This window comes from Miltoncostaea oceani, from assembly GCF_018141545.1.
In the GTDB taxonomy this organism is placed as follows: Bacteria; Actinomycetota; Thermoleophilia; order Miltoncostaeales; family Miltoncostaeaceae; genus Miltoncostaea; species Miltoncostaea oceani.
In genome coordinates, this window is the sequence record NZ_CP064356.1 from 2898118 (window position 1) to 2924689 (window position 26572).

The 26572-nt window shown below is 74.3% G+C and carries 29 protein-coding genes and 1 tRNA gene; 21 read left to right on the forward strand and 9 right to left on the reverse strand.

What is annotated here, in order from left to right; all coding sequences use genetic code 11:
* Positions 1 to 26: 26 nt before the first annotated feature.
* Genes IU369_RS14855 through IU369_RS14870 form a run of 4 tightly spaced genes read left to right on the forward strand, consistent with a single transcriptional unit; the run spans position 27 to position 4007 of the window.
* Positions 27 to 950, forward strand: coding sequence for an ArsA family ATPase (locus tag IU369_RS14855; RefSeq protein WP_281426248.1), 924 nt, complete (start codon positions 27 to 29; stop codon positions 948 to 950).
* Positions 947 to 2059, forward strand: coding sequence for an ArsA family ATPase (locus IU369_RS14860; protein ID WP_217921764.1), 1113 nt, complete (start codon positions 947 to 949; stop codon positions 2057 to 2059). Before IU369_RS14855 ends, IU369_RS14860 begins: the two co-directional genes overlap by 4 nt.
* Positions 2056 to 3036 carry an NAD(P)/FAD-dependent oxidoreductase gene (locus IU369_RS14865; RefSeq protein WP_217921765.1) on the forward strand — a complete coding sequence of 327 codons (981 nt, stop codon included), beginning with the start codon at positions 2056 to 2058 and terminating at the stop codon, positions 3034 to 3036. Before IU369_RS14860 ends, IU369_RS14865 begins: the two co-directional genes overlap by 4 nt.
* A gap of 50 nt (positions 3037 to 3086) precedes the next feature.
* The gene (locus tag IU369_RS14870; protein WP_217921766.1) at positions 3087 to 4007 is read left to right on the forward strand and encodes a methyltransferase domain-containing protein; all 921 of its coding nucleotides are present in this window, start codon (positions 3087 to 3089) and stop codon (positions 4005 to 4007) included.
* Here the strand turns inward: IU369_RS14870 and IU369_RS14875 are convergent.
* From IU369_RS14875 to IU369_RS14885, 3 genes are read right to left on the reverse strand one after another with little or no spacing between them, the layout of a single operon-like run.
* Positions 4004 to 5593, reverse strand: coding sequence for a long-chain fatty acid--CoA ligase (locus IU369_RS14875; protein ID WP_343233246.1), 1590 nt, complete (start codon positions 5591 to 5593; stop codon positions 4004 to 4006). The genes IU369_RS14870 and IU369_RS14875 overlap by 4 nt on opposite strands.
* Before the next feature lie 25 nt (positions 5594 to 5618).
* Complete coding sequence (locus IU369_RS14880) at positions 5619 to 5996, reverse strand: winged helix-turn-helix transcriptional regulator (RefSeq protein WP_217921768.1); 378 nt, start codon at positions 5994 to 5996, stop codon at positions 5619 to 5621.
* 57 nt (positions 5997 to 6053) lie between these two features.
* Entirely contained in the window at positions 6054 to 7190 is a 1137-nt protein-coding gene (locus tag IU369_RS14885) for a type IV pilus twitching motility protein PilT (protein ID WP_217921769.1), read from the reverse strand.
* A 128-nt stretch (positions 7191 to 7318) separates the two neighbouring features.
* Between IU369_RS14885 and IU369_RS14890 the strand changes: the two genes are divergently transcribed.
* From IU369_RS14890 to IU369_RS14925, 8 genes are all read left to right on the forward strand, one after another.
* On the forward strand, positions 7319 to 8047 hold the full coding sequence (locus IU369_RS14890; RefSeq protein ID WP_217921770.1) for a tetratricopeptide repeat protein: 729 nt from the start codon (positions 7319 to 7321) through the stop codon (positions 8045 to 8047).
* Positions 8048 to 8371: 324 nt separating this feature from the next.
* Positions 8372 to 9457, forward strand: a complete 1086-nt coding sequence (locus IU369_RS14895) for a sigma-70 family RNA polymerase sigma factor (protein WP_217921771.1) — start codon at positions 8372 to 8374, stop codon at positions 9455 to 9457.
* Between the two features lie 139 nt (positions 9458 to 9596).
* Positions 9597 to 9773, forward strand: a complete 177-nt coding sequence (locus IU369_RS14900; protein WP_217921772.1) for a hypothetical protein — start codon at positions 9597 to 9599, stop codon at positions 9771 to 9773.
* 23 nt (positions 9774 to 9796) lie between these two features.
* The gene (locus IU369_RS14905) at positions 9797 to 10483 is read left to right on the forward strand and encodes an MOSC domain-containing protein (protein WP_246551526.1); all 687 of its coding nucleotides are present in this window, start codon (positions 9797 to 9799) and stop codon (positions 10481 to 10483) included.
* Positions 10484 to 10544: 61 nt separating this feature from the next.
* Positions 10545 to 10618, forward strand: a tRNA-Met gene (locus tag IU369_RS14910).
* A 148-nt stretch (positions 10619 to 10766) separates the two neighbouring features.
* Positions 10767 to 11405, forward strand: coding sequence for a helix-turn-helix domain-containing protein (locus IU369_RS14915; protein WP_217921774.1), 639 nt, complete (start codon positions 10767 to 10769; stop codon positions 11403 to 11405).
* A complete protein-coding gene (locus IU369_RS14920) occupies positions 11402 to 12136 on the forward strand; it encodes a hypothetical protein (protein ID WP_217921775.1) in 735 nt (244 codons plus the stop codon). The genes IU369_RS14915 and IU369_RS14920 overlap by 4 nt, the downstream gene beginning before the upstream one ends.
* 97 nt (positions 12137 to 12233) lie before the next feature.
* Positions 12234 to 13417, forward strand: a protein-coding gene (locus tag IU369_RS14925) for an IS3 family transposase (RefSeq protein WP_217921543.1) whose coding sequence is annotated in 2 segments (ribosomal slippage) — positions 12234 to 12504 and positions 12504 to 13417 — 1185 coding nt in all. Because the reading frame shifts where the segments join, the coding sequence is not laid out codon by codon here.
* A 397-nt stretch (positions 13418 to 13814) separates the two neighbouring features.
* Here the strand turns inward: IU369_RS14925 and IU369_RS14930 are convergent.
* Positions 13815 to 14255, reverse strand: coding sequence for a hypothetical protein (locus IU369_RS14930; protein WP_217921776.1), 441 nt, complete (start codon positions 14253 to 14255; stop codon positions 13815 to 13817).
* Between the two features lie 1106 nt (positions 14256 to 15361).
* On the opposite strand from IU369_RS14930, the gene IU369_RS14935 reads away from it, so the two are divergent.
* The 6 genes from IU369_RS14935 (at position 15362) to IU369_RS14960 (ending at position 21424) form a co-directional block, all read left to right on the forward strand.
* Entirely contained in the window at positions 15362 to 15712 is a 351-nt protein-coding gene (locus IU369_RS14935) for a hypothetical protein (RefSeq protein ID WP_217921777.1), read from the forward strand.
* Positions 15713 to 15986: 274 nt separating this feature from the next.
* Positions 15987 to 16952, forward strand: coding sequence for an aldo/keto reductase (locus IU369_RS14940; protein ID WP_217921778.1), 966 nt, complete (start codon positions 15987 to 15989; stop codon positions 16950 to 16952).
* Between the two features lie 42 nt (positions 16953 to 16994).
* Positions 16995 to 18113, forward strand: a complete 1119-nt coding sequence (locus tag IU369_RS14945) for an ABC transporter permease family protein (protein ID WP_217921779.1) — start codon at positions 16995 to 16997, stop codon at positions 18111 to 18113.
* Positions 18110 to 19225 (forward strand): FtsX-like permease family protein, encoded by a 1116-nt coding sequence (locus IU369_RS14950; RefSeq protein WP_217921780.1) that lies wholly within the window; start codon positions 18110 to 18112, stop codon positions 19223 to 19225. The genes IU369_RS14945 and IU369_RS14950 overlap by 4 nt, the downstream gene beginning before the upstream one ends.
* A 53-nt stretch (positions 19226 to 19278) precedes the next feature.
* Positions 19279 to 20022, forward strand: a complete 744-nt coding sequence (locus IU369_RS14955) for an ABC transporter ATP-binding protein (protein WP_217921781.1) — start codon at positions 19279 to 19281, stop codon at positions 20020 to 20022.
* A gap of 61 nt (positions 20023 to 20083) precedes the next feature.
* A complete protein-coding gene (locus IU369_RS14960) occupies positions 20084 to 21424 on the forward strand; it encodes a TolB-like translocation protein (RefSeq protein ID WP_217921782.1) in 1341 nt (446 codons plus the stop codon).
* A 44-nt stretch (positions 21425 to 21468) separates the two neighbouring features.
* Here the strand turns inward: IU369_RS14960 and IU369_RS14965 are convergent, their stop codons facing one another.
* From IU369_RS14965 to IU369_RS14975, 3 genes are read right to left on the reverse strand one after another with little or no spacing between them, the layout of a single operon-like run.
* A complete protein-coding gene (locus tag IU369_RS14965; protein WP_217921783.1) occupies positions 21469 to 21702 on the reverse strand; it encodes a hypothetical protein in 234 nt (77 codons plus the stop codon).
* Between the two features lie 26 nt (positions 21703 to 21728).
* Positions 21729 to 22121 (reverse strand): ChaB family protein, encoded by a 393-nt coding sequence (locus IU369_RS14970; RefSeq protein WP_217921784.1) that lies wholly within the window; start codon positions 22119 to 22121, stop codon positions 21729 to 21731.
* Position 22122: 1 nt separating this feature from the next.
* On the reverse strand, positions 22123 to 23148 hold the full coding sequence (locus IU369_RS14975; RefSeq protein WP_217921785.1) for a DNA topoisomerase IB: 1026 nt from the start codon (positions 23146 to 23148) through the stop codon (positions 22123 to 22125).
* A gap of 147 nt (positions 23149 to 23295) precedes the next feature.
* On the opposite strand from IU369_RS14975, the gene IU369_RS14980 reads away from it, so the two are divergent.
* Positions 23296 to 23559: a hypothetical protein gene (locus IU369_RS14980; protein ID WP_217921786.1), complete on the forward strand. Its 264-nt coding sequence runs from the start codon at positions 23296 to 23298 to the stop codon at positions 23557 to 23559.
* Between the two features lie 45 nt (positions 23560 to 23604).
* Here IU369_RS14980 and IU369_RS14985 read toward each other — a convergent pair whose 3' ends face one another.
* Entirely contained in the window at positions 23605 to 24111 is a 507-nt protein-coding gene (locus tag IU369_RS14985; RefSeq protein WP_217921787.1) for a ferritin-like domain-containing protein, read from the reverse strand.
* 137 nt (positions 24112 to 24248) lie between these two features.
* Between IU369_RS14985 and IU369_RS14990 the strand changes: the two genes are divergently transcribed.
* On the forward strand, positions 24249 to 25439 hold the full coding sequence (locus IU369_RS14990) for an NAD(P)/FAD-dependent oxidoreductase (protein WP_217921788.1): 1191 nt from the start codon (positions 24249 to 24251) through the stop codon (positions 25437 to 25439).
* A 1-nt stretch (position 25440) separates the two neighbouring features.
* Here IU369_RS14990 and IU369_RS14995 read toward each other — a convergent pair whose 3' ends face one another.
* Positions 25441 to 25890 carry a hypothetical protein gene (locus IU369_RS14995; RefSeq protein ID WP_217921789.1) on the reverse strand — a complete coding sequence of 150 codons (450 nt, stop codon included), beginning with the start codon at positions 25888 to 25890 and terminating at the stop codon, positions 25441 to 25443.
* 112 nt (positions 25891 to 26002) lie between these two features.
* Between IU369_RS14995 and IU369_RS15000 the strand changes: the two genes are divergently transcribed.
* Entirely contained in the window at positions 26003 to 26566 is a 564-nt protein-coding gene (locus IU369_RS15000) for a type 1 glutamine amidotransferase domain-containing protein (RefSeq protein ID WP_217921790.1), read from the forward strand.
* Positions 26567 to 26572: the final 6 nt, after the last annotated feature.

Here is a 26572-nt window from a genome sequence, read left to right on the forward strand (position 1 = left end):
CCGGTCCGCCGCTCGCCCAGCGACGGCTGCGGTTCGTCCTCGGCAAGGGCGGCGCCGGCAAGAGCACGGTGGCCGCGGCCATGGGCCTCGCCTCCGCGCGGGCCGGCGGACGCGCCCTGGTGGTCGAGGTGTCCGGGCAGCACCACCTGTCGCGGCTCTTCCGCGCGACCGGGGTCGAGGGCGACGAGCCCGCCGAGCTCGCGCCCGGCCTGTTCGGCGTCTCGATCGACGCGGAGACCGCCACCGAGGAGTACCTGTCGGGGCAGCTCAAGATCCGCCCGCTCGTCGAGATCCTCACCCGCAGCCGCGCCTTCCACACGTTCGCGGCCGCCGCGCCGGGCCTGCCGGAGCTGGTGACCGTCGGGAAGATCTGGAGCATGGCGATCGCCATCGACGCGGCGACCGGACGGCCCGTGTGGGACACCATCACGGTCGACTGCCCCGCCACCGGCCACGGCATCGCGCTCCTGGAGACCGCCGGGAACGTCGCCGACCTCGCGGCGAACGGACCGATCCGCGACCAGGCGAGCCGCATCCAGGAGGTCGTCTCCCACCCGGCGGCGACGGGCATCGTGGTCGTCGCGCTGCCGGAGGAGCTCGCGGTGGCCGAGGCGGTCGAGGCGGCCACGATCCTCCGCGGCCACGGGCTCCCGGTGGCCGCGACCGTCCTGAACGCGGTCCACCCGCCCCGGTTCACCGACGCCGACGCCCCGGCCCTCGAGGCCGTCGCCGGCGGCGACGGCGACGCCCCGGTGCGCGAGGCCGCCCGCGCCGCGCTGGCCCACCTCGACCACCAGCGCACCGACGCCGGGTACCGGGCGCGCCTCGCTGAGGAGGCCGGCCTCCCGGTGATCGACCTGCCGCGCCTCGTGCGGCGGCGGATGGACCTCGACGCGCTCGGCGTGCTCGCCGACGCCCTCGCCGGCAGCGTCGCGGGGGCGACGTCGTGATCGACGACCTCTCGACGCGCCGGCTCGTCGTCTGCGCCGGCGCCGGCGGCGTCGGCAAGACCACCGTCTCGGCGGGCATCGCCCTGCGCCTCGCCGCCGAGGGCGCCCGCACCGTGGTGGTGACCATCGACCCGGCGCGCCGCCTCGCCACCGCACTCGGCATGACCGGCCTCTCCGACGAACCCCAGCGGGTCCCCGCCGACGGGGTGCTCCCGGAGGGCGCCGGCGAGCTGTGGGCCCTCCAGCTCGACGCGAAGGCCACGTTCGACCGCCTCGTCGGCCGGTACGCCGCCGACGACGCCGCCCGCGACCGCATCCTCGGCAACCGCATCTACCGCCACCTGTCGGGCGCCGTCGCCGGCGCCCAGGAGTACATGGCGGTCGAGCGCCTCCACGAGCTCGTGGAGGAGGGACGGTTCGAGCGGATCGTGCTGGACACGCCCCCCGCGACGAACGCCCTCGACTTCCTAGACGCGCCCCAGCGGATCACGCGGTTCATCGAGGGACGCGCCCTGCGCCTGCTGATCCGGCCCGGCATGGCCGCCGGCGGCATCGGCTGGAAGATCATCCACGCGGGATCCGGGACGGTGCTGTCGCTCCTGGAGCGGCTCACGGGCGCCCAGCTGCTCCGCGACGTCGGCGAGTTCCTCGCGGGGTTCGAGGGGATGTACCAGGGCTTCGCGGAGCGGGCGCAGGCGGTGCGCGCGCTGCTCCTGAGCGACGACGCGGCGTTCGTCGTGGTCGCCGCCCCCGACCCCGACCCCCTCGAGCAGGCCGTCGCGCTCGCCGCGCGGCTGCGGGAGGAGGGCTTCCCGCTCGCCGGGGTCGTCCTGAACCGCGTCCACCGGCTGCCGCCGGGCGGGCCCCCCGCCGCGGGATCCCTCGCGGCGGCCCTCGCCGGCGCGGGCGCCCCCGACCCGGAGGGCCTCGCGGACCGTGCCGCGGCGGCGCTCGCCGACGAGCAGGTGCTGGGGCTGCGCGACCTCGACGCGCGCGAGGGGCTGAGGGGGGCGGTCGGGGCGGACCGCGTCACCGAGATCCCGGCGTTCGTCCGCGAGCCCGTGGAGCTGACCGGCATCGCCGAGGTCGCGGCGGCCCTCGGGCGGTGAGCGGCCCCCGGGTCACGGTGCTGGGGGCGGGCGTCGTCGGCGCGGCGTGCGCCCGGCACCTGGCCGATGGGGGCGCGCGGGTGCGGGTGCGCGACCCGGGGGCGGGGCGGGCCGCCGCGTCGTGGGCGGCCGCCGGGATCCTCTCCCCCTCGCACCCGGAGCGCCTGCCCGACGCGGTCCACCTGCTCGCCGACCGCAGCCGGGACCTCTGGGACGACCTCGGGCGGCGCCACCCGGCGGTGGAGCTGCGGCGCACGGGGCTGGTGGTCCGGGGCGCCGAGCCGGAGTGGCTCGCATGGCGCCGCGCGCGCGGGCTGGCGGTGGAGGAGGCCGCCTGGCCCGGGTCCGCCGGGGACGGCGCCCCGGCGCACCGGTTCCCGGAGGTCGCGGTGGTGCGGTCGCCGCGGGTCGCCCCGGCCCTCCTCGGGGACCTCCCCGTCGACCGGGGCCCGGTGCCGTCCCCCGGCGCCCTCCGCGACGAGGCCGACGTCGTCGTGATCGCGACGGGCGCGTGGGCGGCGCCGCACCTCGCCGAGGCCGGGCTCGACCTCGCCGTCGCCCCGCGCCGCGGCCAGATGCTGCTGTTCTCCTCCGGCGACCTCGGCACGGTGCTGATGGAGGGGGCCCGGGAGGGCGTCGCGGTGCCGCGCGCCGACGGCCGCGTCGTGGCCGGGACGACCCTCGAGGACGCCGGGTTCGACGCCGGGACCGTGGACGCCGACCTCGACCGCCTGGAGGGGTGGGCGCGCGCGGCGGTCCCCGGGCTGGGACGGCGGGAGGACGCCTGGGCGGGCCTGCGCCCCTGGTCACCGCGCGCCACCCCCGTGATCGACCGGCTCGCCCCCGGCGTCGTCGCGGCCGTCGGGCACTTCCGCAACGGGATCCTGCTCGCGCCCGCCACCGGCGAGCTGGTCGCCGACCTCGTCCTCGGCCGCGCCCCCCACGTCGATCCCGCGCCGTTCCGGGCGGCCCGGTGAGCACGCCCGCGCCGACCGGGGCGGGCGCCCCCGGATACGATCGTCCGGTCATGTCCGCCGACAGCGAAGCGGCCGCCCCGCCGGGGACGGCGGCCCAGAGCCCCGCCGAGGCGCTCACCGAGATCCGCGCGCTCGTCGCCGCCGGGACGCCCCTCGTCGGCGCCCTCGCGGCGCGCTTCCAGCGGGCCGTGCACGCCCTCGACCCCGCCGCCACCGAGGACTCCCTGGCCGTGCTGCCCGGGAACCGGGGCGTCCACCTCTACGACACCATCGTGTCGTGGGCGCCGATCGTGGCGGGCGAGCAGGTGATCGACCTCGGCTGCGGGTCGGGTGGCGCCACCCGCGCCGCGGCGCGCGCCACCGGCCCCGAGGGCATGGTGGTCGGCATCGACGCGAGCCCGGAGTGCATCGCCGAGGCGCAGGCGCGGACCGACCCCGACCTGCCGGTCCTCTACCGGCGGGGCGACGTCCAGCGCCTCGGCACCGTCCCGGACCGCACCTTCGACTGCGCCATCGCGAGCATGGTCCTCGAGCAGCTCGACGACCTGGGGCCGCTGCTCGGCGAGGTGTTCCGGGTGCTGCGCCCCGGCGGCCGCTTCGTCGCGAGCGTCACCGCCTTCGACCGCCTCCGGCCGATCGACGCGGCGTTCATGGGCGCCGTCATCGCCGTCGTCGGCCGCCACGCACCCGGTGCCCTCGCCGGGCGGGCGAGCCGCGCCAGCATCCCGCACGAGCCGCTCGACCAGGCCGCGTTCAAGGCGGCGGGGCTCGCGACGGTCGAGGAGCAGGACGTCCAGTTCGCCGTGGTGATGGAGGACCTCGACGACGCCTGGCGCGTCTTCTCCCGCACCTACATCGCCCAGATCCTCGACGAGGAGGGGCAGGAGGAGCTGCGGCGCATCCTGACGCGCCGGACGCCGCACACCCTCTACCTGCCGTTGCGCTTCCTGCGGACCCGCCGGCCCGGCTAGGCGCCCCCGCCGAACCGCTCCCGCAGGTCGGCCTTGCGGAACTTGCCGGTCGCCGTCCGCGGGATCGCGTCGATGAACTCCACGGCGTCGGGCAGCCACCACCGCGGGAAGCGGGTCGCGAGGTGGGCGACGAGCTCGTCGGCGCCGGCGCTCGCGCCCTCGGCGAGCACGACGCACGCGAGGGGGCGCTCGAGCCACTCGGGGTGCGGCACGGCGACCACCGCGGCCTCCGCGACGGCGGGGTGGTCCATCAGGGCGTTCTCGAGCGCGACGGAGCTGATCCACTCCCCGCCCGACTTCACCAGGTCCTTCTCGCGGTCGGTGATCTGCACGAAGCCGCGGGGGTCGATGGTGACGACGTCGCCGGTGCGGAACCAGCCGTCGGGCGTGACCCGGTCCCCGTCGTCGGCGCCGTGGTACCCCGAGGCGACCCACGGCCCGCGGACCTCGAGCTCCCCCATCGCGACGCCGTCCCACGGCACGAGGCCCTCCGCGCCCCGCGCGCGGATCTCGACGAACGGGATCGGCCGGCCCTGGGACCCGCGGCGGCGCCACGCGTCGTCGGACCCGTCGTCGGGGACGTCGGGGGGCAGGCGGCTGATGGTTCCGAGGGGGCTGAGCTCGGTCATCCCCCACGCCTGGACGGTGCGGATGCCGTGGCGGGCCTCCAGCCCCTCCATCAGCGAGCGGGGCGGCGCCGAGCCGCCGATGATCACGGTGCGCAGCGACGACACGTCGTGCGCGCCGGGGTCCGCGTCGAGCGCGGCGAGCATGCCGAGCCAGACCGTCGGCACCCCCGCCGTGACGGTGACGCCCTCCGCCGCGACGGCGGCGAGGAGGCTGGCGGGGTCGAGGTGGCGCCCGGGCAGCACGAGGGCCGCGCCGACCATGGGGCAGGTGAAGGGCAGGCCCCACGCGTTGACGTGGAACATCGGGACGACCGGCATCACGACGTCGGCCTCGCGGATGTCGAACGCGTCGCCGAGGGCGCCGGCGAGCGAGTGCAGCACGAGGGCGCGGTGCGAGTAGAGGACGCCCTTCGGCCGCCCGGTGGTGCCCGACGTGTAGCAGAGCACCACGGCGTCGCGCTCGTCCGCCGCGACCTCCGCCGACGGGGCGCCCTCGGGTGCGAGCAGGTCCTCGAACGCCACGGCGCCGTCCGGGAGCACCCCGTCGCCGACCACGGCGACGTGCTCCAGCGGCACCCGTCCCCGCAGCGCCGCGAGCACCTCGCCGAGCTCGGCGTCGGCGACGACCATGCGGTCGCCGGCGTCGGCGGCGATGTACGCCAGGTCGTCCACCGGCAGGCGCGGGTTCAGCGTGTGCAGCACCCCGCCCATGAGCGCGACCGCGAAGTACGTCTCGAGGTGGCGGTCGTGGTTCATGCAGAGCGTGGCGACCCGGTCGCCGGGCCCGATGCCCCGGTCGCGCAGGCCGGCGGCCAGCCGCCGCGCGCGGGCGACGACCTCGCCGTACGTGCTGCGCCGCGCGCCGCCGCCACCGGTCAGGGAGACGACCGGGCGGGTGGGGTGGATCGTCTCGGCGCGGGCGAGGAGCGCGCCCAGGGTGAGCGGCCCGTCCATCATCAGGCCGCGCACCGCCGTGTCGCTGCTACGCGCCGACGGCCCGGAGCCGGACCCCGTCGTCGCAGTCGCCGTCGGCGCCGAGCCAACGACTGCCGTAGGCGCGCATCGCGTCCACGATCGGGACGAGGTGCTCGCCCTGCGCGGTCAGCGTGTACTCGACCCGCGGCGGCATCTCGGCGAACTCGCGCCGCTCGATGATCCCCTCCTCCTCGAGGGAGCGCAGGCGCACGGACAGCGTCCCGGGGCTGATGCCCGCCAGCGAGCGCTGGAGCTCGCAGAAGCGGCGGGGCCCGAGGGCGAGGTCACGGAGGAGCAGGAGCGTCCACTTGCCGGACACGATCCTCGCGGTGGCGAGGACGGGACAGTCGGACGGGGACGTCTCGCGCGGTGCGGTGGTCGCCATACGTGACAGAAGATACCACCGAGTGTGCCGGGTCCCGAAACACCCCGCGACCGCCCGTCAGCTGTACTGCGCCGCCTCGCGCCGGGCCGCGCCCGAGTCGAGCATCAGCTTGAAGTCGTGCGGGCTCGACGCCGCCTCCATCGCCGCGGCCAGGTGGACCCGGCCCGAGGTGACGTGGTCGAAGAGCGACTGGTCGAACGTCTGCATGCCGTAGTAGTCGCCCTCGCGGATGACCTCGTGCAGGCGCCCGGTCTCGTCGGGGTTGAGGATCATGTCCCGCGCGCGTCCCGTGGTGACGAGCACCTCGCAGGCGGGCACGCGGCCCGCGCCGTCGACGGTCCGCACGAGGCGCTGGGAGATGATCCCGCGCAGCGTCCCCGCGAGCATCGCCCGCACCTGCTGCTGCTGGTGCAGCGGGAAGAAGCCGATCGCGCGGTTCACGGTCTCCGTCGCGTCGAGCGTGTGCATCGTCGAGAGGACGAGGTGGCCGGTCTCGGCGGCGCTGAGGGCCGTCTCCATGGTGATCAGGTCGCGGATCTCGCCGATCATGATCACGTCGGGGTCCTGCCGCAGCACCCGCCGCAGGGCGCTGGAGAACGAGGAGGTGTCGAGGCCGACCTCGCGCTGGTTGACCAGCGACCCCCGGTCGACGTGGAGCATCTCGATCGGGTCCTCGATCGTCACGACGTGCTTGTGCGAGGTCCGGTTGATCCGGTCGATCATCGCGGCGAGGGTCGTGCTCTTGCCGGAGCCCGTCGTGCCGGTCACGAGGATGATCCCCCGCTCCTGCTCGGCGAGCCGCGACACCACCGGCGGCAGCTGCAGGTCGTCCACGGACAGCACCCGGAAGGGCACGACGCGCAGGACGATGCTCACCGAGCCGCGCTGCCGGAAGATGTTGACGCGGAAGCGGCCGAGGCCCTCGCGCGAGTGGGAGAGGTCGGTCTCGCCGTTCTCCTCGAACTCGGCCCGCTTGGTGTCGTGGCCGGTGAGGAGCTCGTCCGCGAAGCGCTGCGTGTCGGCGGCGGCGAGCGCGGGGAGGTCGGGGATCGGCTCGAGCGATCCGTTGATGCGGACGACCGGGCGGGCGGGCACCTTCAGGTGCAGGTCGCTGGCGCCACGCTCGACGGCGTAGGCCAGGAGCGTCCGGAGGCGGTCGTCACCGGTGGGCGGGGGCGTGCGATCGGCGGTCACGCCCTCTTTTTCGGCAGGTCCCCCGCGGTCCATGAGACGCGGAACGGAGGTCCGCCGACGACGTCCGTCCCCGCGTGCCGGGACGTCGGCCGGCGGCGCGGGACGCGGGGACGGCTAACGTCCGTGCGATGGACGCGACCACCCCGGGCCCCGGCCCCGCCCCCTCGCCCTCACCGGCCCGCCGTTCGCTGCGGCGCGCCGGCGTGATCCTCGCGGTGTGGGTCGTCGCGGCGGGCGGCGCGCTGCTGGTCGCCCAGGCGCTCGACTCGCCCGTCGGCGAGGGCGCGCGCGACGCCGCCCAGCCGGCGGTGCCCGGGCAGATCGACGACCCCACGGCCGGCACCACCGACGGCCTCGTCGAGGGCCTGCCGCCCCTGTCGCTGATCCTCGACCGCCCCCTGCCCCCCGCCATCGCGGCGCTGCCGCCGATCCGGCAGGTCGCCGCGCTCCGCGCGCGGGCGCAGCGGACGGCGACGGCCCGGGCGCACGTGGAGCTCGGGTCGGTGCTGCAGACGCTCGGCGACGAGGTCGGCGCCACCGCCGCGTACCGCACCGCCCTGCGCATCGGCGGTGACGACCCCGCGGCCGAGGCCGGCCTGGCGCTGATCGAGGGGACCCGCTCCGGCGACGGCCCCGCCCGGGCGGCGGCCCGCCTCGCCGATCTCGTCGCCGCCCGGCCCCGCGACCAGCTGCTCGTCTTCAACCAGGGGTGGCTCGAGATCTACCGTCGCCGCGGCGATTCGGCCCGCGCGGCGTGGGAGCGGACGGTGGAACTGGGACCCGCCACGCGGCTCGGCCGGGTGGCGACCGCGCTCATCGCCTCTCTCGCTCCGCCCGGTTCCGGCCGAAACCCCTAGGGACGGCGTCACCGACTTCACCACGTCCGTACGAGCGCTTAACCCGCGCTTAAGGCGGGGCTGGTTGCATGCGCCATCAGCATGGGCAGGAAGGTCCGACGCAGCCGGGAAGTGTGCGGGGGTCCGGGAGCCCGGGAAAGAAATTCCGTCGTAGGGCTAAAGGTCTGGGGCCGATGTGCCGATAGATGTTCGCTGCGGCACGTCGCGCGGCCCTTGCACTTCAAAGATCGAAGCGGTACCGTACCGAACGGGCGTTCGATGCGGACGGCCGGCGGTCGCATGGATTCGTCCATGGTCCGATGGCGTTCAGCCGGAGGTGAGGACATGACGGTGAGTGAGATGGTCGAGCTGGAAGAGGTCCAGGCTCTCCTGACCCGTGGTCAGGAGCAGGGCTTCCTCAGCATCGACGAGGTCGCGAAGTCGGTCGAGGGCGTGTCCCTCGACGAGGGCGCGGCGGAGGACCTGTACCGTCACCTCGACGAGGTCGGGGTGGAGCTGATCGAGGAGAGCGAGGCGCGTGACCGCCTCGCCGCGATCGCCGAGGCGGCCGACAAGCCGCCCCGCAAGCTCAACCTCAAGGCGGACACCAGCACCGACGCGCTGCAGCTCTTCCTCAAGGACGTGGGCCGGGTCCCCCTGCTCACGGCCAAGCAGGAGGTCGAGCTCGCGAAGCTCATCGAGCTGGGCGATCTCCAGGCCAAGAAGAAGATGGTCGAGGCCAACCTGCGGCTCGTGGTCTCGATCGCGAAGAACTACCGCAACCAGGGCCTCGCCTTCCTGGACCTGATCCAGGAGGGGACGCTCGGGCTGGTCCGCGCGGCGGAGAAGTTCGACTACCGCAAGGGCTTCAAGTTCTCGACCTACGCGACCTGGTGGATCCGCCAGGCGGTGGCCCGCGCCATCGCCGACAAGGGCCGGACCATCCGGATGCCCGTGCACGTCGTGGAGAAGCTCAACAAGATCAACCGCGCCGAGCGCAAGCTCGTCAGCGAGCTGGGCAGGGAGCCGTCGATCGCCGAGATCGCCGACGCCGTCAAGCTGCCGGAGCCCGAGGTCGAGTCGATCAAGCGGAGCGCGCAGACCCCGGTCTCGCTGGAGAAGCCGGTCGGCGACGACGAGGAGTCGGAGTTCGGCCAGTTCCTCGCCGACGACAAGGCCATCGCCCCCGAGGCGGCGGCCGAGACGGTCCTCCGCAACGAGGCGCTCCGCGACGTCCTGAACTCGCTGAGCTACCGCGAGCGGCGCGTCCTGGAGCTGCGGTACGGCCTGGGCGGAGAGCACCCGCGCACGCTCGACGAGGTCGGGCGGACGTTCAACGTCACGCGCGAGCGGATCCGGCAGATCGAGAACCAGTCCCTGCAGAAGCTGGCGAGCCTCGCCGAGGCCCAGCGCCTGCGCGACGTGGCGTAGCCGCACCACCGATCGGCGGTACCGAGGGGCCCCGGAGACGGGGCCCCTCGTCGTTCCGGGCCGGGGGGCTCGCGCGCCATCCGGTCGTCCGGTCGTCCGCACCGGCCCCGTCACCGGGCCGGCGCGCTAGATTCGGCCCATGGCCTACGACGACGAAGAGCCCGAGCCCGAGCGCGTGACCGACCCCGAGGCGATCGAACGGTCGCGACAGGGGATCCGCGAGCTCTATGAGGTGCGGCGCAACGTGCTGCGCTGGGTGTACGCGGGGCTGGGGCTGCTCGCGATCATCGTCATCGTGCTGGCCATGACGCGCTGAGCGGGGACGGCCCGGCGGTCGGGATCCTCTCCGACCTCTGGCGGTTCCCGGTCAAGTCGTTCGGCGGCGAACGCGCCCGGCGCGCGTTCGCCGGGCCCTTCGGCCTGCTGGGCGACCGCCGCCACGCCGTGGTCGACCCGGCGGGCGAGGCGGTCAGCGCGCGGCGCGCCCACGGCATGCTGCGCTTCTCAGCGCGCTGCGGCGAGCCCGAGACCGGCGAGGGCGTCGAGGTCACCACCCCGTCGGGCCTCACCCTCCCCTGGGACGACCCGGAGGTGACGCGCGAGGTGGCCGCCGCGCTCGGGCGCGACGTGACGCTCACCCGCAGCGCCGTCGGCGTCCACGACGCCGCCCCCATCCACATCGTCAGCACCCGGTCCCTGGAGGCGGGGGCCGCGTGGACCGCCGGCGAGCCCCTCGACCGGCGTCGCTTCCGCGCGAACCTCGTCATCGAGGTGGAGGACGCCGAGCCGTTCGCCGAGGCCGGGTGGGTCGGCGCGTCCCTGCGCGTCGGGGACGGCGGGGCGGTCCTCCGCGTCGTCTCCCCGACGGAGCGCTGCGCCGTCACGACGTTCGACCCCGACACCCTCGAACGCGACAACCGGGTGCTCGCCGGGCTCGCCCGCGACCGGGAGAACTTCTTCGGCGTGTACGCCACCGTCGCCCGCGCGGGATGGCTGACGGTGGGCGACGAGGTCCGCATCGCATGACCCCCGACGGGGGCGGGACGGCTTGACCTCCCGGCACGATTCCCTACAATCCTTGGTCCGCCGCGGGGTGGAGCAGTCTGGTAGCTCGTCGGGCTCATAACCCGAAGGTCGCAGGTTCGAATCCTGCCCCCGCTACTTCCGAAGGGCCCGTCATCGACGGGCCCTTCGTCGTTCAGGGGCCGCGTGCGTGAGGCCGCGCGAGGCGTCCGCCGACCGGTCGCGCGGGTGGCCTCGTGCGTTCCACTTCTATTCCGATATCGGATGTCAGTGGTACGCTCGCGCCATGGACGCCAGCGTGGCCGAAGCAGCCGAGGCCCTCGGGATCAGCCCCCGCCGGGTGCGCGCGCTCGCCGAGGCGGGAGAACTCCCCGCCCGCCGGGTGGGCCGAGCCTGGGTGATCGACCTCGACCGACGGCAGCCGCCACGCCCTCCCGGCCGGCGGCTGTCGGCCCGCTCGGCCTGGGCGGTCCTCGGCCTCGGTCATGAGGGTCTCTCCCGCTCGGAGCGTCAGCGGGCCCGTGAGCGACAGGGGCGACTCGCGGACTTGCCGCCAGCCGCGCTGGCCCGCCGCGCCGAGGCGCACCATGTCGTCGCCCATCCGGCCGCGCTGCGGCGCCTCGCGGACGACCCTCGGATCGTCCTCGGCGGTGTCTCGGCGGCCGCCCACCACGGCGCCGACGTCATCGCCCTGGATCGGGTGGAGGGCTACATCCGGGCCGCCGACCTCGACGACGTCCGGCGGGAGTACGCCCTCGGCCCTCCTGCAGACGGCGACAGCGCCAACGTGGTGCTGCGCGTCCCGGCGCCGGTGTGGCCGTTTCCCGAGGGCGAGCGGTACGCGCCGCGGCTCGTCGTCGCCGCCGACCTCCGCGATGCCGGCGACGAGCGGAGCGTCCGTGCGGCGCACGGGCTGATCGCGTGATCACCCTTCCGCCTCTCGGCGAGTTGGAGGATCGGCTCTGGCTGGCGCTGATGGAGATCGCTGAGCGGCGCGCAGGGGACTGGACGCTGGTGGGCGGCCAGATGGTGCTGCTGCATGCGCTCGAGCACGGCGCCACGCCACCGCGGATCAGCACGGACCTCGACCTGGTCGTCGACGCCCGCGTGCGCCCGCCTGCGATCCCGGCGATGGCCGAGGTCCTCGACGACCTCGGCTTCCGACTCGGCGGAGTCGCGCCCGACGGGGTGGGTCACCGCTTCATGCGCGGACCGGTCACGATCGACCTCCTCGCTCCCGAGGGCGCCGGGCCCCGCGCCGACCTGACCGTCGGCGGTGGGGCCGAGACCGTCCCGATCCGCGGGGGCACATACGCCCTCAGGCGCACCCAACTCGTCGATGTCTCGGCCGGCGGCCGCGTCGGACGCGTCCCGCGTCCCGATCTCGCCGGCGCCCTGGTGGTGAAGGCCGCCGCGGCGCGTGCAGACCGCAAGCGCGGACCGGAGCGACACCTGGGCGACTTGGCGCTCCTCCTCTCCCTCGTCCCCGACCCGTTCGCGCTGCGCGACGAACTCGGCGCGAAGAACTGTGGGCGCATCGGGGCGGTCTCGGCGCTCGCCGACGACGAGCATCCCGCCTGGCTAGGGCTCGACATCGCCGCCCGCTCCAACGCCAAGGCGGCGTTCACACTCATCACGGGACACGCGGTCGCGTAGGGCGAGTCAGGCGTGGGCCCAAGCCTCCGCAGCTGGGGTCGCCCCGCTTCTGCGGACACCATCGGAGAGGCGATGATGCTTCTCCAAGGAGGTCCACATGGAGCAGCGGGAGCGACGGGCACGGCGGGAGTTCAGTGAGGAGTTCAAGGCCCGCACGGTCGAGTTGATCGAGTCCTCGGGGAAGTCCATTGGGGCGGTCTGTCGAGAGCTCGACCTCAGCGAGACGGCGGTACGCCGGTGGGTCAAGCAGGCGCAGATCGACCAGGGCACGGCGCCGGGGCTCACCAGCGACGAACGCGCCGAGCTCGCCCGGCTTCGGCGTGAGAACAAGGTGTTGCGTGAGGAGCGGGAGATCCTGAAAAAAGCCGCGGCCTTCTTCGCCACGGAGACGACGCGGTGAGCCTCTACCGGTTCATCGCCGCCGAGAAGGCCGCACACGGGGTCTCCACCCTCTGCAGGACGCTCGGCGTCTCACGCTCGGGCTTCTACTCGTGGGCCGCCCGACCACCGTCGAGCCGCCGGCGCGAGGATGAACAGCTCCTCGAGCGGCTCCGCGCGGTGCATCGGATGAGCCGCGGCACCTACGGCGCCGCCCGCATCCACGCCGAACTGCGTGCTGACGGCCACCGCCACGGCCGTAAGCGGATCGCCCGGTTGATGCGCGAGGCGGGGATCGAGGGCACCCACCGGCGCCGCTTCCAGCGCACCACCGAGCGCGACCCGCTGCGGGCCCCGGCCGCGGATCTGGTGGAGCGACGCTTCCTCGCCGAGTGCCCGAACGCGTTGTGGGTGGCTGACATCACCTACGTGCGGACCTGGGCGGGGTGGCTCTATGTCGCGGTGGTCGTCGATGCCTACAGCCGCCGCGTCGTCGGCTGGTCGATGCGCGAGGACCTGCGGGCCGAACTGGTCGTCGATGCGATCCAGATGGCGCTGTGGCGGCGCCAGGTGGAGCCCGGCCAGCTGGTGCACCACAGCGACCGGGGATCCCAGTACACGAGCTTCGCCTGCGGACGCGCCCTGCGCGAGGCGGGGATCGCCCAGTCGATGGGCTCACGTGGCGATGCCTATGACAACGCCCTCGCCGAGTCGTTCATGTCGACCCTCAAGACCGAGCTGATCGACCGACGCTCCTGGCCGACCCGCCAGCAGGCGCGGACCGCGATCTACGACTACATCGAGAGTTGGTACAACCCACGCCGCCGGCACTCGGGCCTCGGTTACCTCAGCCCCGCCGAGTTCGAGGCACAGCACCACCGCCGGCAGGAGTCGGCGGCCTAGGAAAACTGTCCGCCAAAGCGGGGCGACTCCAAGCCGCGCCTCAGCGGACGGGCCCCACCGGCAACCCTTTCCTCGTCGCAACCATCTGACTGCCCAGAAGTCGAGCCGGCCGCCCAGGGATCATGAGAAGCAGCCGAGGGCCTCGAGCGACCTCGGCTGGTTCCGCGCTTTCCCGCTCTTGGTGTCTTTTTCGGACGTCGGGCCGGACAGCTGATCTCGGCCACTCTCGGCAGGTCGTGTTGCTTCTTTGTTGGCTCCCCCGGTTGGGCGGACGGTGCACATCGACCGGCGGAGGCTCCCATTTGGCGCACCGCGTCTGGCCACCTGTGCTGGGTGACGGGTAGAAATCGGCGCCCTCGCGCGCCGACGCGACACTCTTCTGGGAGTTCGATTCCGGCTAGGCCGAGTCGTCTCCAGTTGCCTTGTCGAATGCACGCGTCGCTCCGAGTACATCGACGACTTGGGCTTCCAGCCATCGCCCAAGCTCATCCGTTCCAAGGTCTCCGTCGGGCAAAGAGACGCGAAGAAAGCCCCCCCAGGCGGTCCCTCCGCCCTCAGTTCGGTAGGCCGCGAAGAAGGCGGCTAGGTCAATGTCGGCGTTGATGTCGTTCACGTCCTCGGGCGAAAAGCTTGGATCCTCGACCGGGGCGTAGATTAGAACCCGGTCATACGCAAGCGCCTGAAGGTGCGCCCGCCCGGCGCCCAGGATGATGTCGCCGCTCCGGAGTCGCACATCCCAGCCGAGGCCCTCGAAGGCTTCGACCACCCGGTACCGGAGCGCCTTCCTCTTCGCTTCGACCTCCTCGTCCGTCGGGTCGGGCGGACCGTCGTCCGTCAATGTGGGCTGCTTCCTTTCTTTCCGTGGGGGGAGGCGCTGGCGCACCCGAGGCCTGGGGGGGCGGGGGAGGCGGCGGGGATCCGCCGTTGGGGGGTGTGGCCCCACTAATGAGGCCGAGAGCGTCGATGGGCGGCCCAACGGCCTTGCTGGGTGGAGGTTCGGCCGGCAAGGGCATGTTGCCCCCGCTCATGAGACTCAGTGTGCTCGCCGCTAGGTCTCGATCGTCGGCTACCTCAGGCAGGGTCTGGAAGATGGTGTCGAGGCCTCCGGCCAACTCATCGGCGACAACCTCGCGCACTGCGGGCACAAGGTCAGGAAACGCTCCCTCGGCCAGAACGAGCGCTGACTGGGAGAGCTGGCGAGACGACAGATCCGCTTGGAGGCCAAGAACCTTCGACACCTTGAGCGCGTGGTGCCATTGGTCGGCGTCTAGGTCCCACCCGCGTTGGCAGTGGCTGCAGGCCATGAAACGTTCGGAACCGTACTTCGCCACCCTCACGCCGTACAGCTGCGCGTATCCGTAGTTCTCAAGCAGACCGAAGACGTTCAAGCGCTGGCATTCGAAGCAAACAAAGAAGACCTCGCCCCGCTGTTTAGCCTTTCTCCCGTAGCCACCAAAGATCACAGCGCTATCCTCTCGACCAAAGACGTGTCGGCTCTCGCGACTTCGCGGCCGAAGCAACCGCCAAGATCTCGACGGCGATATGTCCGCGACAGCCGCCAACGGCCAGCCAGGTCAGGACGCCCGAGACGCCCTGTTGAGGGTTCGGGGACTGGAATAGCGGCATCGTCCTCTGAGACAAACTCTTGCGGCACCCCCCGCACGGGGGGTTCTTTGGTTAGGCGGGCTGATCGGTCTAGACAGGCTCTGCACTGCGCTCGTGACACAGGAACCGGCTGCCTGGGTCGCGTCCAAGTCGATCCAGGCTTGGAGCACCAGCCGCGTGCCCGGGGGGACGACGTCGAGAACGCCGCCTGCTCGTAGAAAGCTGGATCGCGAGATGCCATCTAGCGTCTGGCTCCTGCCTCCTTGTCACCAAGTTAGCCCCCGTGGTGAACTGGGTCGCCTCCGGGCTCGCAGCCGAGTCAGACCAACAAGAGAAGGGATGGCGATACGCGTGACCCCCCCTCAGGATCTGATTGTGGTCGCCGAGTCGTCCGCTGGCTTCTACCCAGGGCGATTTTCCGAGTACACGAGCATCCGAGGCGCCCGGATTACGAACGGACACCTCGCCGCGGTCGAACAAGACGGCAACCTCGCGCTGATGTTCGCGACGCGGGAGGAGGGCCCACTCTTCGCCATCGCCAACGAGGACCTCCGGCGCGCAGACAAGGTCAAGAGCGGCCTGAACACGGTCGTCGAGGTCGTAGCGAAGGACGGGGAGACCGTGTGTTTCGTGGGACCGCGCGGCCGGATGCGGAAGATCTTCGCAGGCGTCGGCCACCCCCTGATGTGAGCTTCAGGTAGATGGCGATGTGCCCCCGACGCTCACGATTAAGCCGCTAGGCCGTCGCTGAATTCCCAGGACCGGGCGCGATCGCTGGCAATGACACCGATGGGCGCAAGCGAGGAGCCGCCGGGCTCATAACCCGAAGGTCGCAGGTTCGAATCCTGCCCCCGCTACTTCCGAAGGGCCCGTCATCGACGGGCCCTTCGTCGTTCACGGCGCCGACGCGACGGTCGACCGACCCGTCCTCCGGCTCGCCGGCCCCGGGTAACCTGGAGCGACGATGACGACGCTCCCGGCCGGATTCTCCGTGACCTCGCCGGACGGATCCCGCGCCCGGATCGGCCTCGGCCTCGCGGCGCTCGGGCGCCCCGGCTACCTCAACCTCGGCCACCACGCCGACCTCGGCGGGGACCGGTCGGTCGAGGCGATGCGGCGCCGCGCCCACGACGTGCTCGACGCCGCGTACGAGGAGGGCGTCCGCCACTTCGACGCGGCGCGCTCCTACGGGCGGGCGGAGGAGTTCCTCGGCGGGTGGCTCGCGTCGCGCCGTCCCGGGGACGTCGTCGTCAGCTCCAAGTGGGGCTACGTCTACACCGCCGGCTGGCAGGTCGACGCCGACCCCCCGGAGGTCAAGCACCACGACCTCGCGACGCTCCGCCGGCAGCTCGGCGAGACGCGGGAGCTCCTCGGCGACTGGCTCTCGCTCTACCAGATCCACTCCGCGACCCCCGAGAGCGGCGTGCTCGAGGACGACGCCGTCCTCGCCGAGCTCGCCGGGCTGCGGCGCGACGGCGTCGCCGTCGGCGTCACCGTCAGCGGCACCAGCCAGGCGGAGACGATCGGGCGCGCGCTCGACCTCGGCCTGTTCGACGCCGTGCAGGCGACGTGGAACCTCCACGAGCGCGCCGCGGGCGACGCCCTCGCCCGGGCGCACGCCGCGGGCCTGCGGGTCTATGTCAAGGAGGCCCTCGCCAACGGCCGCCTCGCGGGCCGGGAGCCCGTGCCCGCGCTCGAGGCCGCGGCGGCCGAGGCCGGCGCCACGCCCGACGCGCTCGCCCTCGCGGCGGTCCTCGCCCGGCCGTGGGCGGACGTCGTGCTGAGCGGCGCCGCGAGCGCCGACACGTTGCGGAGCAACCTCGCCGCGACCGGGGTCGCCTGGTCCGACCGGCTCGAGGAGCGGCTCGCGCCGTTGCGCGAGGACAGCGCCGCATACTGGTCGCACCGGTCGGGGCTCCGCTGGAACTGACGCGCACCCCGCCCGCGCCGCCGCGCCGGGACGGCTGAGGGGGTGTTCCTCGCCCTCCGCGAGATCCGCCGCGCGAAGGCGCGCTTCGGCCTGCTCACCGCCGCCGTCGCCCTGCTCATGTTCCTCATCCTCGTGCAGCAGGCGCTCCAGAGCGGGTTGATCACCGCCTTCGTCGGAGCGATCGAGCGCCAGTCCGCGCCCGTGCTCGTCTACGCCGTCGACGGGCAGCGGACGCTGCAGGGCAGCGTCATCACGCCGCCGCTCGAGGCGGCGATCGACGGGACCCCCGGCGTCGCGGACGCCGGGCGCATCGGCCAAGGGACGTTCACGGTGGTCGTCGGGGACGGCGGCGACCGCTCCGACGCGGCCCTCATCGGCTACGAGCGCGCGGACCTCGGCGGGCCGGACGAGCTCGCCGCCGGCCGGATGCCGCGGGACGGCGGCGAGGCCGTCGGCAGCGCCGGCGACTTCTCGCTCGGCGACCGGGTGCGGCTCGTCGCCGGCGGGGACGGCCCCGCCCTACGGGTCGTCGGCCTCGCGCAGGGCGCGCAGATCCAGGCGACCCCGACCCTCTTCGTCGCGTGGCCCGACTACGTCGCCGCGACGCGCGCCGCGAACCCCGACGCCCGGACGGTGCTGCCGAGCGTCATCGGCGTCCGCCCGGCCGAGGGCGTCGGCGACGCGGCGCTCGCGGAGCGCGTCAACGCCGCCTCCGGAGAGGCCGACGCCCTCACCCGGGCCGCGGCCGCGGACGAGACGCCCGGCGTCGCCGAGGTGCGGCGCTCGTTCGACATCATCTTCGTGCTCTTCGCGCTCGTCGTCCCCCTCGTCACCGGCCTGTTCTTCCTGATCATCACCTTCCAGAAGTCCCGGGCGCTGACCCTGCTCCGCGCGGTGGGGGCGCCCGCCGGGGCCCTCGTCCGGGCGCTCCTGATCCAGGTGGTGCTCATCATCGGCGTCGGCGCGGCCGGCGGGGTGCTGCTCTACCTCCCGCTGTCGCAGGCGACCCTCGGGACCGTCGCCCTGAGCTTCGACGGGCGGGCGGTCCTCACGTGGACGGCCCTCCTCCTCGCGCTCGGCCTGCTGAGCGCGCTCGTCGCCGCGCGCCGGGTGCTCGCGATCGACCCCGTCGAGGCGACCAGCGGCGGGGGCGCCCGGTGAGGCTCGCCCTCCGCGAGATGCGCCGCCGCCCCGGACGCTTCACCGTCGCCGCGGCGATCCTCACCCTCATCGCCCTGCTGCTGATGTTCCTCGGCGGGCTGCTCGACGGGCTCCTCGCCGGCAGCACCGGCGCGTACCGGGCGCAGCAGGCCGACCTCATCGCGTACTCCTCCGACGCGGAGGAGTCGCTGGTGCGCAGCCGCATCACCCCCGAGGTGCGGGCCGAGGTCGCGCGCGCCGCGGACGGCGCGCGCGTCGCGGGTCTCGGCAGCGTCCAGCTCGGCGCGCGCCTCGACGGGCGCGGCCCCCGGGACCTCGTGCCGGTCGTGCTGTTCGGCTTCGAGGCGCCGCCGCGCGGCATCGACGGGGACCCGCCGCCACCCGGCGAGGTCTACGCCGACGACTCCCTGCGCGCCGAGGGCGTGGAGCGGGGCGACGTCGTGCGCCTCGGCGCGGACCGGACGCCCGTCACCGTCATCGGATTCCTCGACGACAGCCGCTACTCGGGGCAGGCGACGCTGTGGGGCTCCCTCCCCACCTGGCGTGCCGTCCTGGAGGCCAACCGGCCCGGGGCGCGCGTCGGCGAGGGCGTCGTCCAGGCCCTCGTCATCGGCGGCGGCGGGTCCGCGCCGGCCCCCGCGGCCCGGGACATCGACGACGCCACCGGCGGCGCCACCTCCACGCTCACCGTGGACGCGGCGATCGAGGCGCTCCCCGGGGTCGCGCAGCAGCGGACCGTCTTCAACCAGATCATCGCCGTCACCGTCGTCGTGGCCCTCGTCGTCGTCGCCCTCTTCTTCGCGCTCATCACCGTCGAGCGGACGGCACTGTACGGGGTGCTCAAGGCGATCGGCGCGAGCTCCGGGACCCTCTTCGCCGGGGTGCTCCTGCAGGCGCTGGTCGTGACCCTCGTCGCCGCGGTCATCGGGATCGCCGCCTCGCTCGCCCTCGACGCCGCGATCCCCGCCGGGTCGCTGCCGTTCCTCGCCGACCCGGCGCGGCTGCTCACCAACGTCGGGTACCTCGTCGTCGCCTCCGTCGTCGGCTGCGCGTTCTCCCTGCGCCGCGTGCTGCGCGTCGACCCCGCCCGCGCGATCGGCGGCGAGGGATGAACCCCGCGACGCCGCCCACGCCCCTCCCCGCCCCCACCGACCCCGGAGCACCCATGGACGACGAGCGCACCCCCGCGTTGCGGATGGAGGGCGTCCGCAGGACGTTCCGCAGCGGGGACGACGAGGTCGTCGCCGTGAGCAACGTCGACCTGACCGTCGGGGCCGACGAGATCGTCGCCCTCGTCGGGCCGTCCGGCTCCGGGAAGACGACGCTCTGCTCGATCGCCGGTGGGCTGCTGCAGCCCACCGCCGGCACCGTCGTCGTGGGCGGCCGGGACATCTCCGGCTACTCCGCACGGGAGCTCACCGGGTTCCGGAGCACATCGGTCGGGTTCGTCTTCCAGACGGTCAACCTCGTGCCCTTCCTGACCGCCCGGGAGAACTTGCTGGTCGTCGACGAGCTCGGGCCGCGGACCGGCCGCCGGGCCCGGGACCGGGCCGACCAGCTCCTCGAGGAGCTCGGGCTGGCCGACAAGGCCGACCGCCTGCCGGCGGAGCTCTCCGGCGGGCAACGGCAGCGCGTCGCGATCGGGCGCGCCCTCATGAACGAACCGTCCCTCGTGCTGTTCGACGAGCCCACCTCGGCGCTCGACACGGAGCTCGGCGACCAGGTCATGCGCCTCATCCGGGACGAGATGAAGTCGCGGGGCACGGCGGCGATCATCGTCACCCACGACGACCGCATCACCCACTACGCCGACCGCATCGTGAGGATCGTCGACGGGGCGCTGAGCGACGGCTCCGCGCGCGGCGCCGACGACCCGGCGGCGACCCCGGCCCCCGGGGGGCGCGACTAGGGACCCCGACCGGGGAACCCCCGGAGGCGGGTGCCCGGCCCCGGATCGCAGGATCCCCGGCATGACCACACACACGCACCCCACCCCCCGCCGCCGCGCCGCCCGCGCCGCGGCCCTGCTCGCCGGCATCGCCTGCCTCGCCCTCCCCGGCTCCGCGGTCGCCGACTCGATCGTCTACATCGACGGCGGCGACGTCTGGTCGGCGCGGCCCGACGGGTCCGGCAAGGTGAAGCTCACCGACGGCGGCGACTGGCACTCCCCCACCCAGGCCGACGACGGCACCATCGCCGCCGTGAAGGGGACCGGGCCGATCCAGGTGATGGCCCGCGACGGCCGCCCGATCCGCACCATCACCACCCCGCCGGCGCGGTCCGGGGACGGCGGCACCTTCGCCCCGCGGCCGGTGCAGCTCTCCTTCTCCCCGGACGGTACGAGGATCGCCTACGCCTACGTCGCGAACTCGTGCCCCGTCGCGTCCAGCTGCGGCACCATCCAGCGCTCGACCTTCTACACCCGCGCCGACGTGACCGACGCGACGCCCCACTCCGTGTGGGGCAACCAGTTCGGCGTGTCCGACCCCGAGTGGGTCACCAACGACCGCACCCTCGTCTTCGGCGGGTACGGCAGCCAGGTGTCGATCGACGACCTCGGCCCCGGCGACTACTCCCAGACCCCGTGGATGACGCCGAACGCCGACCAGGGGGACGGTGAGCTCAGCCGCGACGGCACCCGCCTCGCCACCACCTTCTTCTACGGCGCCGACACCGTCATCGCGTTCTTCGCCGTCACCGGCGACCCCCGCACCCAGCTCCCGCCCCCGCTGCCGCAGGCCGCCTGCACCTCGACCCCGCCGGACGCCGCCTACTCCGACCCCTCGTGGTCACCCGACGGCACGTCCATCGCGATCCGCAGCTCCGCGGGTATCGAGGTGCTCCGCTTCGCCCGGCTCGCGCCCGGCGACTGCTCGGTCGCCTCGTCGGCGGTCCTGACCGCGACCGGGCACTCCCCCGACTGGGGGCCCGCCGACCCGGCGCCCGCCCGCTGGACCCCGCCCGCCGGGGGCGGCGCCCCGCCCGCCGGCGGCCCCGGCCCCGTCGCCGGCGCGGCGCGGGTCGCGCTCACCACGCCGAGGGCCACCCGGGCCGCCCTGCGCGCCGGGCTGGTGGTGCGCGTGCGCACCCCCGCCGCCGGGCGCGTGCGCGTCACCGTGACCTCCGCCGGCCGGACGATCGCGACCGGCACCCGGCGGGTCGCGCGTCCCGGCGCGGTGGCCGTGCGGCTGACGAAGGTCCCCCGGGTCCGCGCCGTCGCCCTGCGCGGCCGCACCGTGAGGATCGTGGCGACCGTCGTGCCCGCGCGGGGCCCGCGCCTCTCCGTCGCCCGCACCGTCCGCGTGCGCTGAGGCCACCGTGGCACCCCCGGGGCCCCGCGGGGCCCCGGGGGTGCTCACCGGTCGGCCAGCCGCCCCGCCTCGATCACCCGCGCCCACTCCTCCGGGAGAACCGGCCAGCGGGCGAGGATCTCCGCGTGACGGATGTGGCGGTAGTTGCCGCCGCGGGTCACGATCGTGCGGCCCGGGTCGCCGGGGTCCTGCTCCGCGGAGATCCCCAGGCCCATGAACGCCGCCTGGGGCGAGCCCGTCGACGTCGTCGTGCCGCGGTGCATGCCGGTGTCGGCCACGGACCGATGCTACCCCGCCGCGGCGCCTAGCCCTGGGCGCGGCCGATCGCGGCGGCCAGCTCGGCCTTCGTCATCCTCGACCGGCCGCGGATGTCGAGGGCGCGGGCCCGCTCCATCAGCTGCGCCTTCGTGTTCCCCACCGCGTCCACGCCGCCGTAGGTCTCGCCGACGCCCCGCCGCCTCTCGGCGGGCGACGCCTCCGAACGCGGGTCGGAGGGGCCGTACTCGTCCTTCTCGACCCACTCGTCGCCGACCTTCTCGTGCGTGTGCTTCAACGCCGCGAACGCCGTCCGGTACGCCCGCTCGCTCTCCCCGTACTGCGCGATCGCGCCGTCCAGCGCGCCGAGCCACACCGCGCGGGCGCTCGGCGCCGACCGTGCGATGGTCGCGGGGACGTCGCGTTCCGCCTTCGGTGCCATGTCAGCCTCCGCTCGCGCGCTCCTCGAGGCCGCGCCGCAGCAGCGCCAGCACCGCGAGCTCCTCGGCGCTGTGGCCGTTGCGCAGCTTGCGGTCGATCTCGCCCATCAGGGACGAGATGGTCCGGCCGTCGAGGAAGTGGTCGATGACCCGTGGGTCGATGTAGCTCGCCCGGCAGACCGCCGGGGTGTTGCCGAGCAGCTCCGACGCGACCCGGCAGACGCGCGTGACCGCCCGCTGGCGCTCCCGCGCGCCCTCGATGGGGCCGACCTCGTCGAGCGCCACCGCCGCCGCGACGGTGCCGGCCCAGGTGCGGAAGTCCTTCGCCGAGAAGTCCTCCCCCATCTGCTCCTTGATGTACGCGTTCACGTCCTCGGAGCGGACGTCGGCCGGGTTCCCGTCCTCGTCGAGGTAGGACAGCACCTCGTATCCCGGCAGGGCGTCCATCTCGGCGACGACCTTCGCGAGCCGGGCGTGGGTGATCTCGGCGTGGTTCGCGACACCGCCCTTGCCGACGAAGTCCAGCACGAGGGTGTCGCCGTCGATCGTCAGGTGCTTCGACCGGAGGGTCGCGAGCCCGTACGTCTTGTACCGGTTCGCGTACTGCTCGCTGCCGACCCGGATCCGGGTGCGGTCGAGGATCTGCACGGCCGCGGCGAGGGCCTTCGTGCGGTCGAGGCGCCTGCGCCGCAGCTGCGACTCGGTGGTCCGCCGCAGGTCGGGCAGCCCCTCGGCGAAGCGGAGGATGCGCTCGTACTTCTCCTGCTGGCGCTGCTCGTGCCACGCCGGGTGGTAGAGGTACTGGGTGCGGTCGGCGGCGTCGCGACCGGTCGCCTGCAGGTGACCGCGGGACGACCGGCAGATCCACACGTCCGTCCACGCCGGCGGGATCGCGAGGGCCGCGAACCGCGCCTTCAGCCGGTCGTCGGTGACGGGCCGGCCCTCGGGGTCGTGGTAGCTCCAGCCGCGCCCCCGCCGCCGGCGCGTGTAGCCCGGTTCGCGGTCGGTGCTGTGGCGGAGGCTCGGCATCGGCGCGAGGGTTGTTCCCACGCCGCCGCGCCCGAAACAGGGTGCGTCCGGTGGCGGCGGACGCCGTCCCCGGCGGACGCGCGCGGGTTACCGGTGCGACCCCGGGGGCAGTGGGGCCGGTGACGAACCACATCCCGGGAGGGACCCATGTCCGACACGACGCTCAGCCCCGACCTCGCGCGGCAGCTCGACGACCTGCGCGCCGCCGGTCACCGGGTCTTCGGCCCCGGCCCGATGACGCCGGGCCAGACCACGCCGACCGCGGACGCCCAGGTCACGACCCCCGGCATGCACGTCCAGATCGGCGACGCGTCGGGGCAGCTGATCGAGGGCGTCGGGGCCACCGCGGACGACGCCGCGCGGGACGCCCTCACGAAGCTCGGTACCGACCCCGCCCACCCCGCGACCTGACGCGGCGCGGTGCCCGGCCCGCGCGGGGCCGGGCACCGCGGGCGCTCACGCCCGGCCCTCCGCCTCGTACTCGCGGAGGAAGCCCTCGAACAGGCGGCGGTGCTTCTGCTCGTCGCGGAGGATCGCGATCAGCATGTCCTCGGTGACCGGGTCCACGTCACCGGCGAACTCGATGATCCGCTGGTAGTGCTCGATCGCGCCGGACTCGGCCTCGATCACGCCGCGGATCACGTGGACGATGTCCGTCTGGCGGTCGGGGGGCTGCAGGTAGCCCTGGCTCGGCCGGAAGGCCTCCGAGCCGGGGACGACGCCGTACAGCTCCTTGATGCGCTCGGCGAACTGCTGCGCGTGCCCGAGCTCCTCCGCGATGTCCTCGCGCAGCGACTCGATGATCTCCTGCGCGCGGACGCCGTCGGGGTTCACCGAGTTGGCGATGTAGTTCATCACCGTCTCGATCTCCATCCAGTACGCCGTGGTCAGCATCTCGACGAGTTCCTCGCGTTCCGCGGTGCGGGCGTCGTCGAGGATGCCGGTGCTCGTGCTGGTCGCCATCGGGTCGCCTCCATCGGGTCTCGTTCGTTCCGGGACCGGGTGGATGCCCGGGGCGCGCCGCGCGAAACGGGGATCACGCCCCGCCGGCCCGGCGCCCCCCACGCGTGGCGGGTGGCGGGGGCGGGTAGCCACGGTGCATGCCGGCGTACGAGACCGTGGTGATCGTCGGCGGCGGGCCCGCGGGCCTCGCCGGCGCCCGCGGCTACCGTGCCGCCGGGGGGACGGCCCCGGTGGTGCTGTTGACCGCCGACGACCGGCCCCCGTACCGGCGTCCCCCGCTGTCGAAGGAGCTGCTCCGCGGCGAGATCGGGGAGGGCGACCTGCCGCTGGCCGCCGACGGGTGGTACGCCGACGAGGGGATCGACGTTCGGTGCGGCACGGAGGTGACGGGCATCGACACCTCGGCCCGCGTCGTCGTCACCGGCGACGGCGAGCGGCTCCCGTACGCGGCGTGCCTGATCGCGACCGGTGCGGAGCCGGGGCGGCCTCCCGTGCCGGGGATCGACCTCCCGGGCGTCCACGTGCTGCGGAGCGCCCGGGACGCCCTCGATCTGCGCGCCGCGCTCCCGTCCGGGGGGCGGGTGGTGGTCGTCGGCTCCGGGTTCGTGGGGTGCGAGGCGGCCGTGTCGATGGCGATGACCGGCGCGCGGGTCACGATGGTGACGGCCGAGGCGGCGCCCCAGGTGACGCGGCTCGGCGCCGCCGTCGGCGCGCGCCTGACCTCATGGCTGACCGCGCACGGCGTGTCGCTGCGCCCCGGCCGCCCGCTCACCGGTGTCACCGCCGCCGACGGGACCCTGCGGGTCGCCGCCGGGCGCGGCGCCACCGATGCCGACCTGGTGCTGGTGGCGACGGGCGGTCGGCCCCGCGCCGACCTGGCGGAGCGCGCGGGTCTGCGGGTCGAGGCCGGCGCGGTGCGCACCGACGCCTCCATGCGCACCTCGGCGGCGGGGGTCCTCTGCGCCGGCGACGTCGCCCTGGCGGACAACCCGGCCGCGGGGCGGCCGCTGCGCGTGGAGCACTGGGGCGAGGCGCTCGCCCAGGGGGAGGTCGCCGGCCGGGTGATGGCCGGCGAGGAGGCCGTGTGGGACGCCGTCCCGGGCTTCTGGTCGACGATCGGCCGCCGTACCCTGAAGCAGGCGGCGTGGGGGGACGGATGGGACGTGGACACGGTGCGCGACCACGGCGGCGGCGCGTTCACCGCCTGGTACGGACGCGGGGGACGGATCGTCGGCGTGTTGACGCACGACCGCGACGACGACTACGACCGCGGATCCGCCCTCGTGCGCGCGGGGGCGCCCTGGCCCCCGCCCCCCGACGACGCGTGACCTACCCGGGATCCCCCGGCAGGGTCACCGACGTCCGGGGACCCGCCCCCGGGGTGCGCTCCTTCTGGCGTGCCTCGAACCGGTGGCGCACCCCGCCGGCGAGGGCGTCGCGCACCTCCCGGTCGAACGACCGGGCGGGCTCGAGCAGGTGCGCGCGGAACTCGTCGACCACCTGGTAGGTCCACCGGCCGGCCGCGGCGTCGCGCGAGGCCACCTCGCGCTCCGCCCGGTCCGCGAGCGCCGGGTGGCCCGCGGCGCGCAGCGACTCGGCGGCCTCCAGGAGGAGGCCCTGGGCGTGCCCGACCTCGTGGTGGGCGTCGAGCAGCGCGCCGAACGCCCGCTCGATCCACTCGACGGCGACCTCGACGCGGTGGACGGCGACGAGGGTCGCCTCGTCGGCGCCGGCGGCCGCGGCGGCCGGGTCGATGTCGTGCGCGGGGGCGTCGTCCATGCCCTGCTGGCTCCCCCGCACCCGGGTGGGTGAAACGGGGAACCGCGGCCGTTTCCCGCCGACCTGCGCGGGTATCGCTGACCCGTTACCGACCGGAGACGAGGAGGACCGCATGTCCGACGAGATCGCCGACCGCAGGATCGCCTTCCTGGCGACCGACGGCGTGGAGCAGGTCGAGCTGGACGCGCCGTGGCGCGCCGTGACCGAGGCCGGCGGCACCGCCGTGCTGATCGCCCCCGACGCGGGCGAGATCCAGGCCTACAACCACCTCGACGCCGGTGACCGCCGCACGGCGGAGCTGGGGCTCGACGACGCCTGGGCCGAGGACTTCGACGGGCTCGTGCTGCCCGGCGGCGTCCACAACCCCGACACCCTCCGCGCCGACGAGCGGGCCACCCGCTTCGTCCGGGGCTTCTTCGAGCAGCACAAGCCGGTGGGCGTCATCTGCCACGGGCCGTGGACGCTGATCGACGCCGGCGTGGTCGAGGGGCGCACCCTGACCTCCTGGCCGAGCCTCCGGACCGACCTCGTCAACGCGGGCGCGACCTGGGTCGACGAGGAGGTCCACGTCGACGCCGGACTCGTCTCGAGCCGCAACCCCGACGACCTCCCCGCCTTCTGCGACAAGATCGTGGAGGAGTTCGCCGAGGGCCCGCACGAGGGGCAGACCACCTAGCGCGTG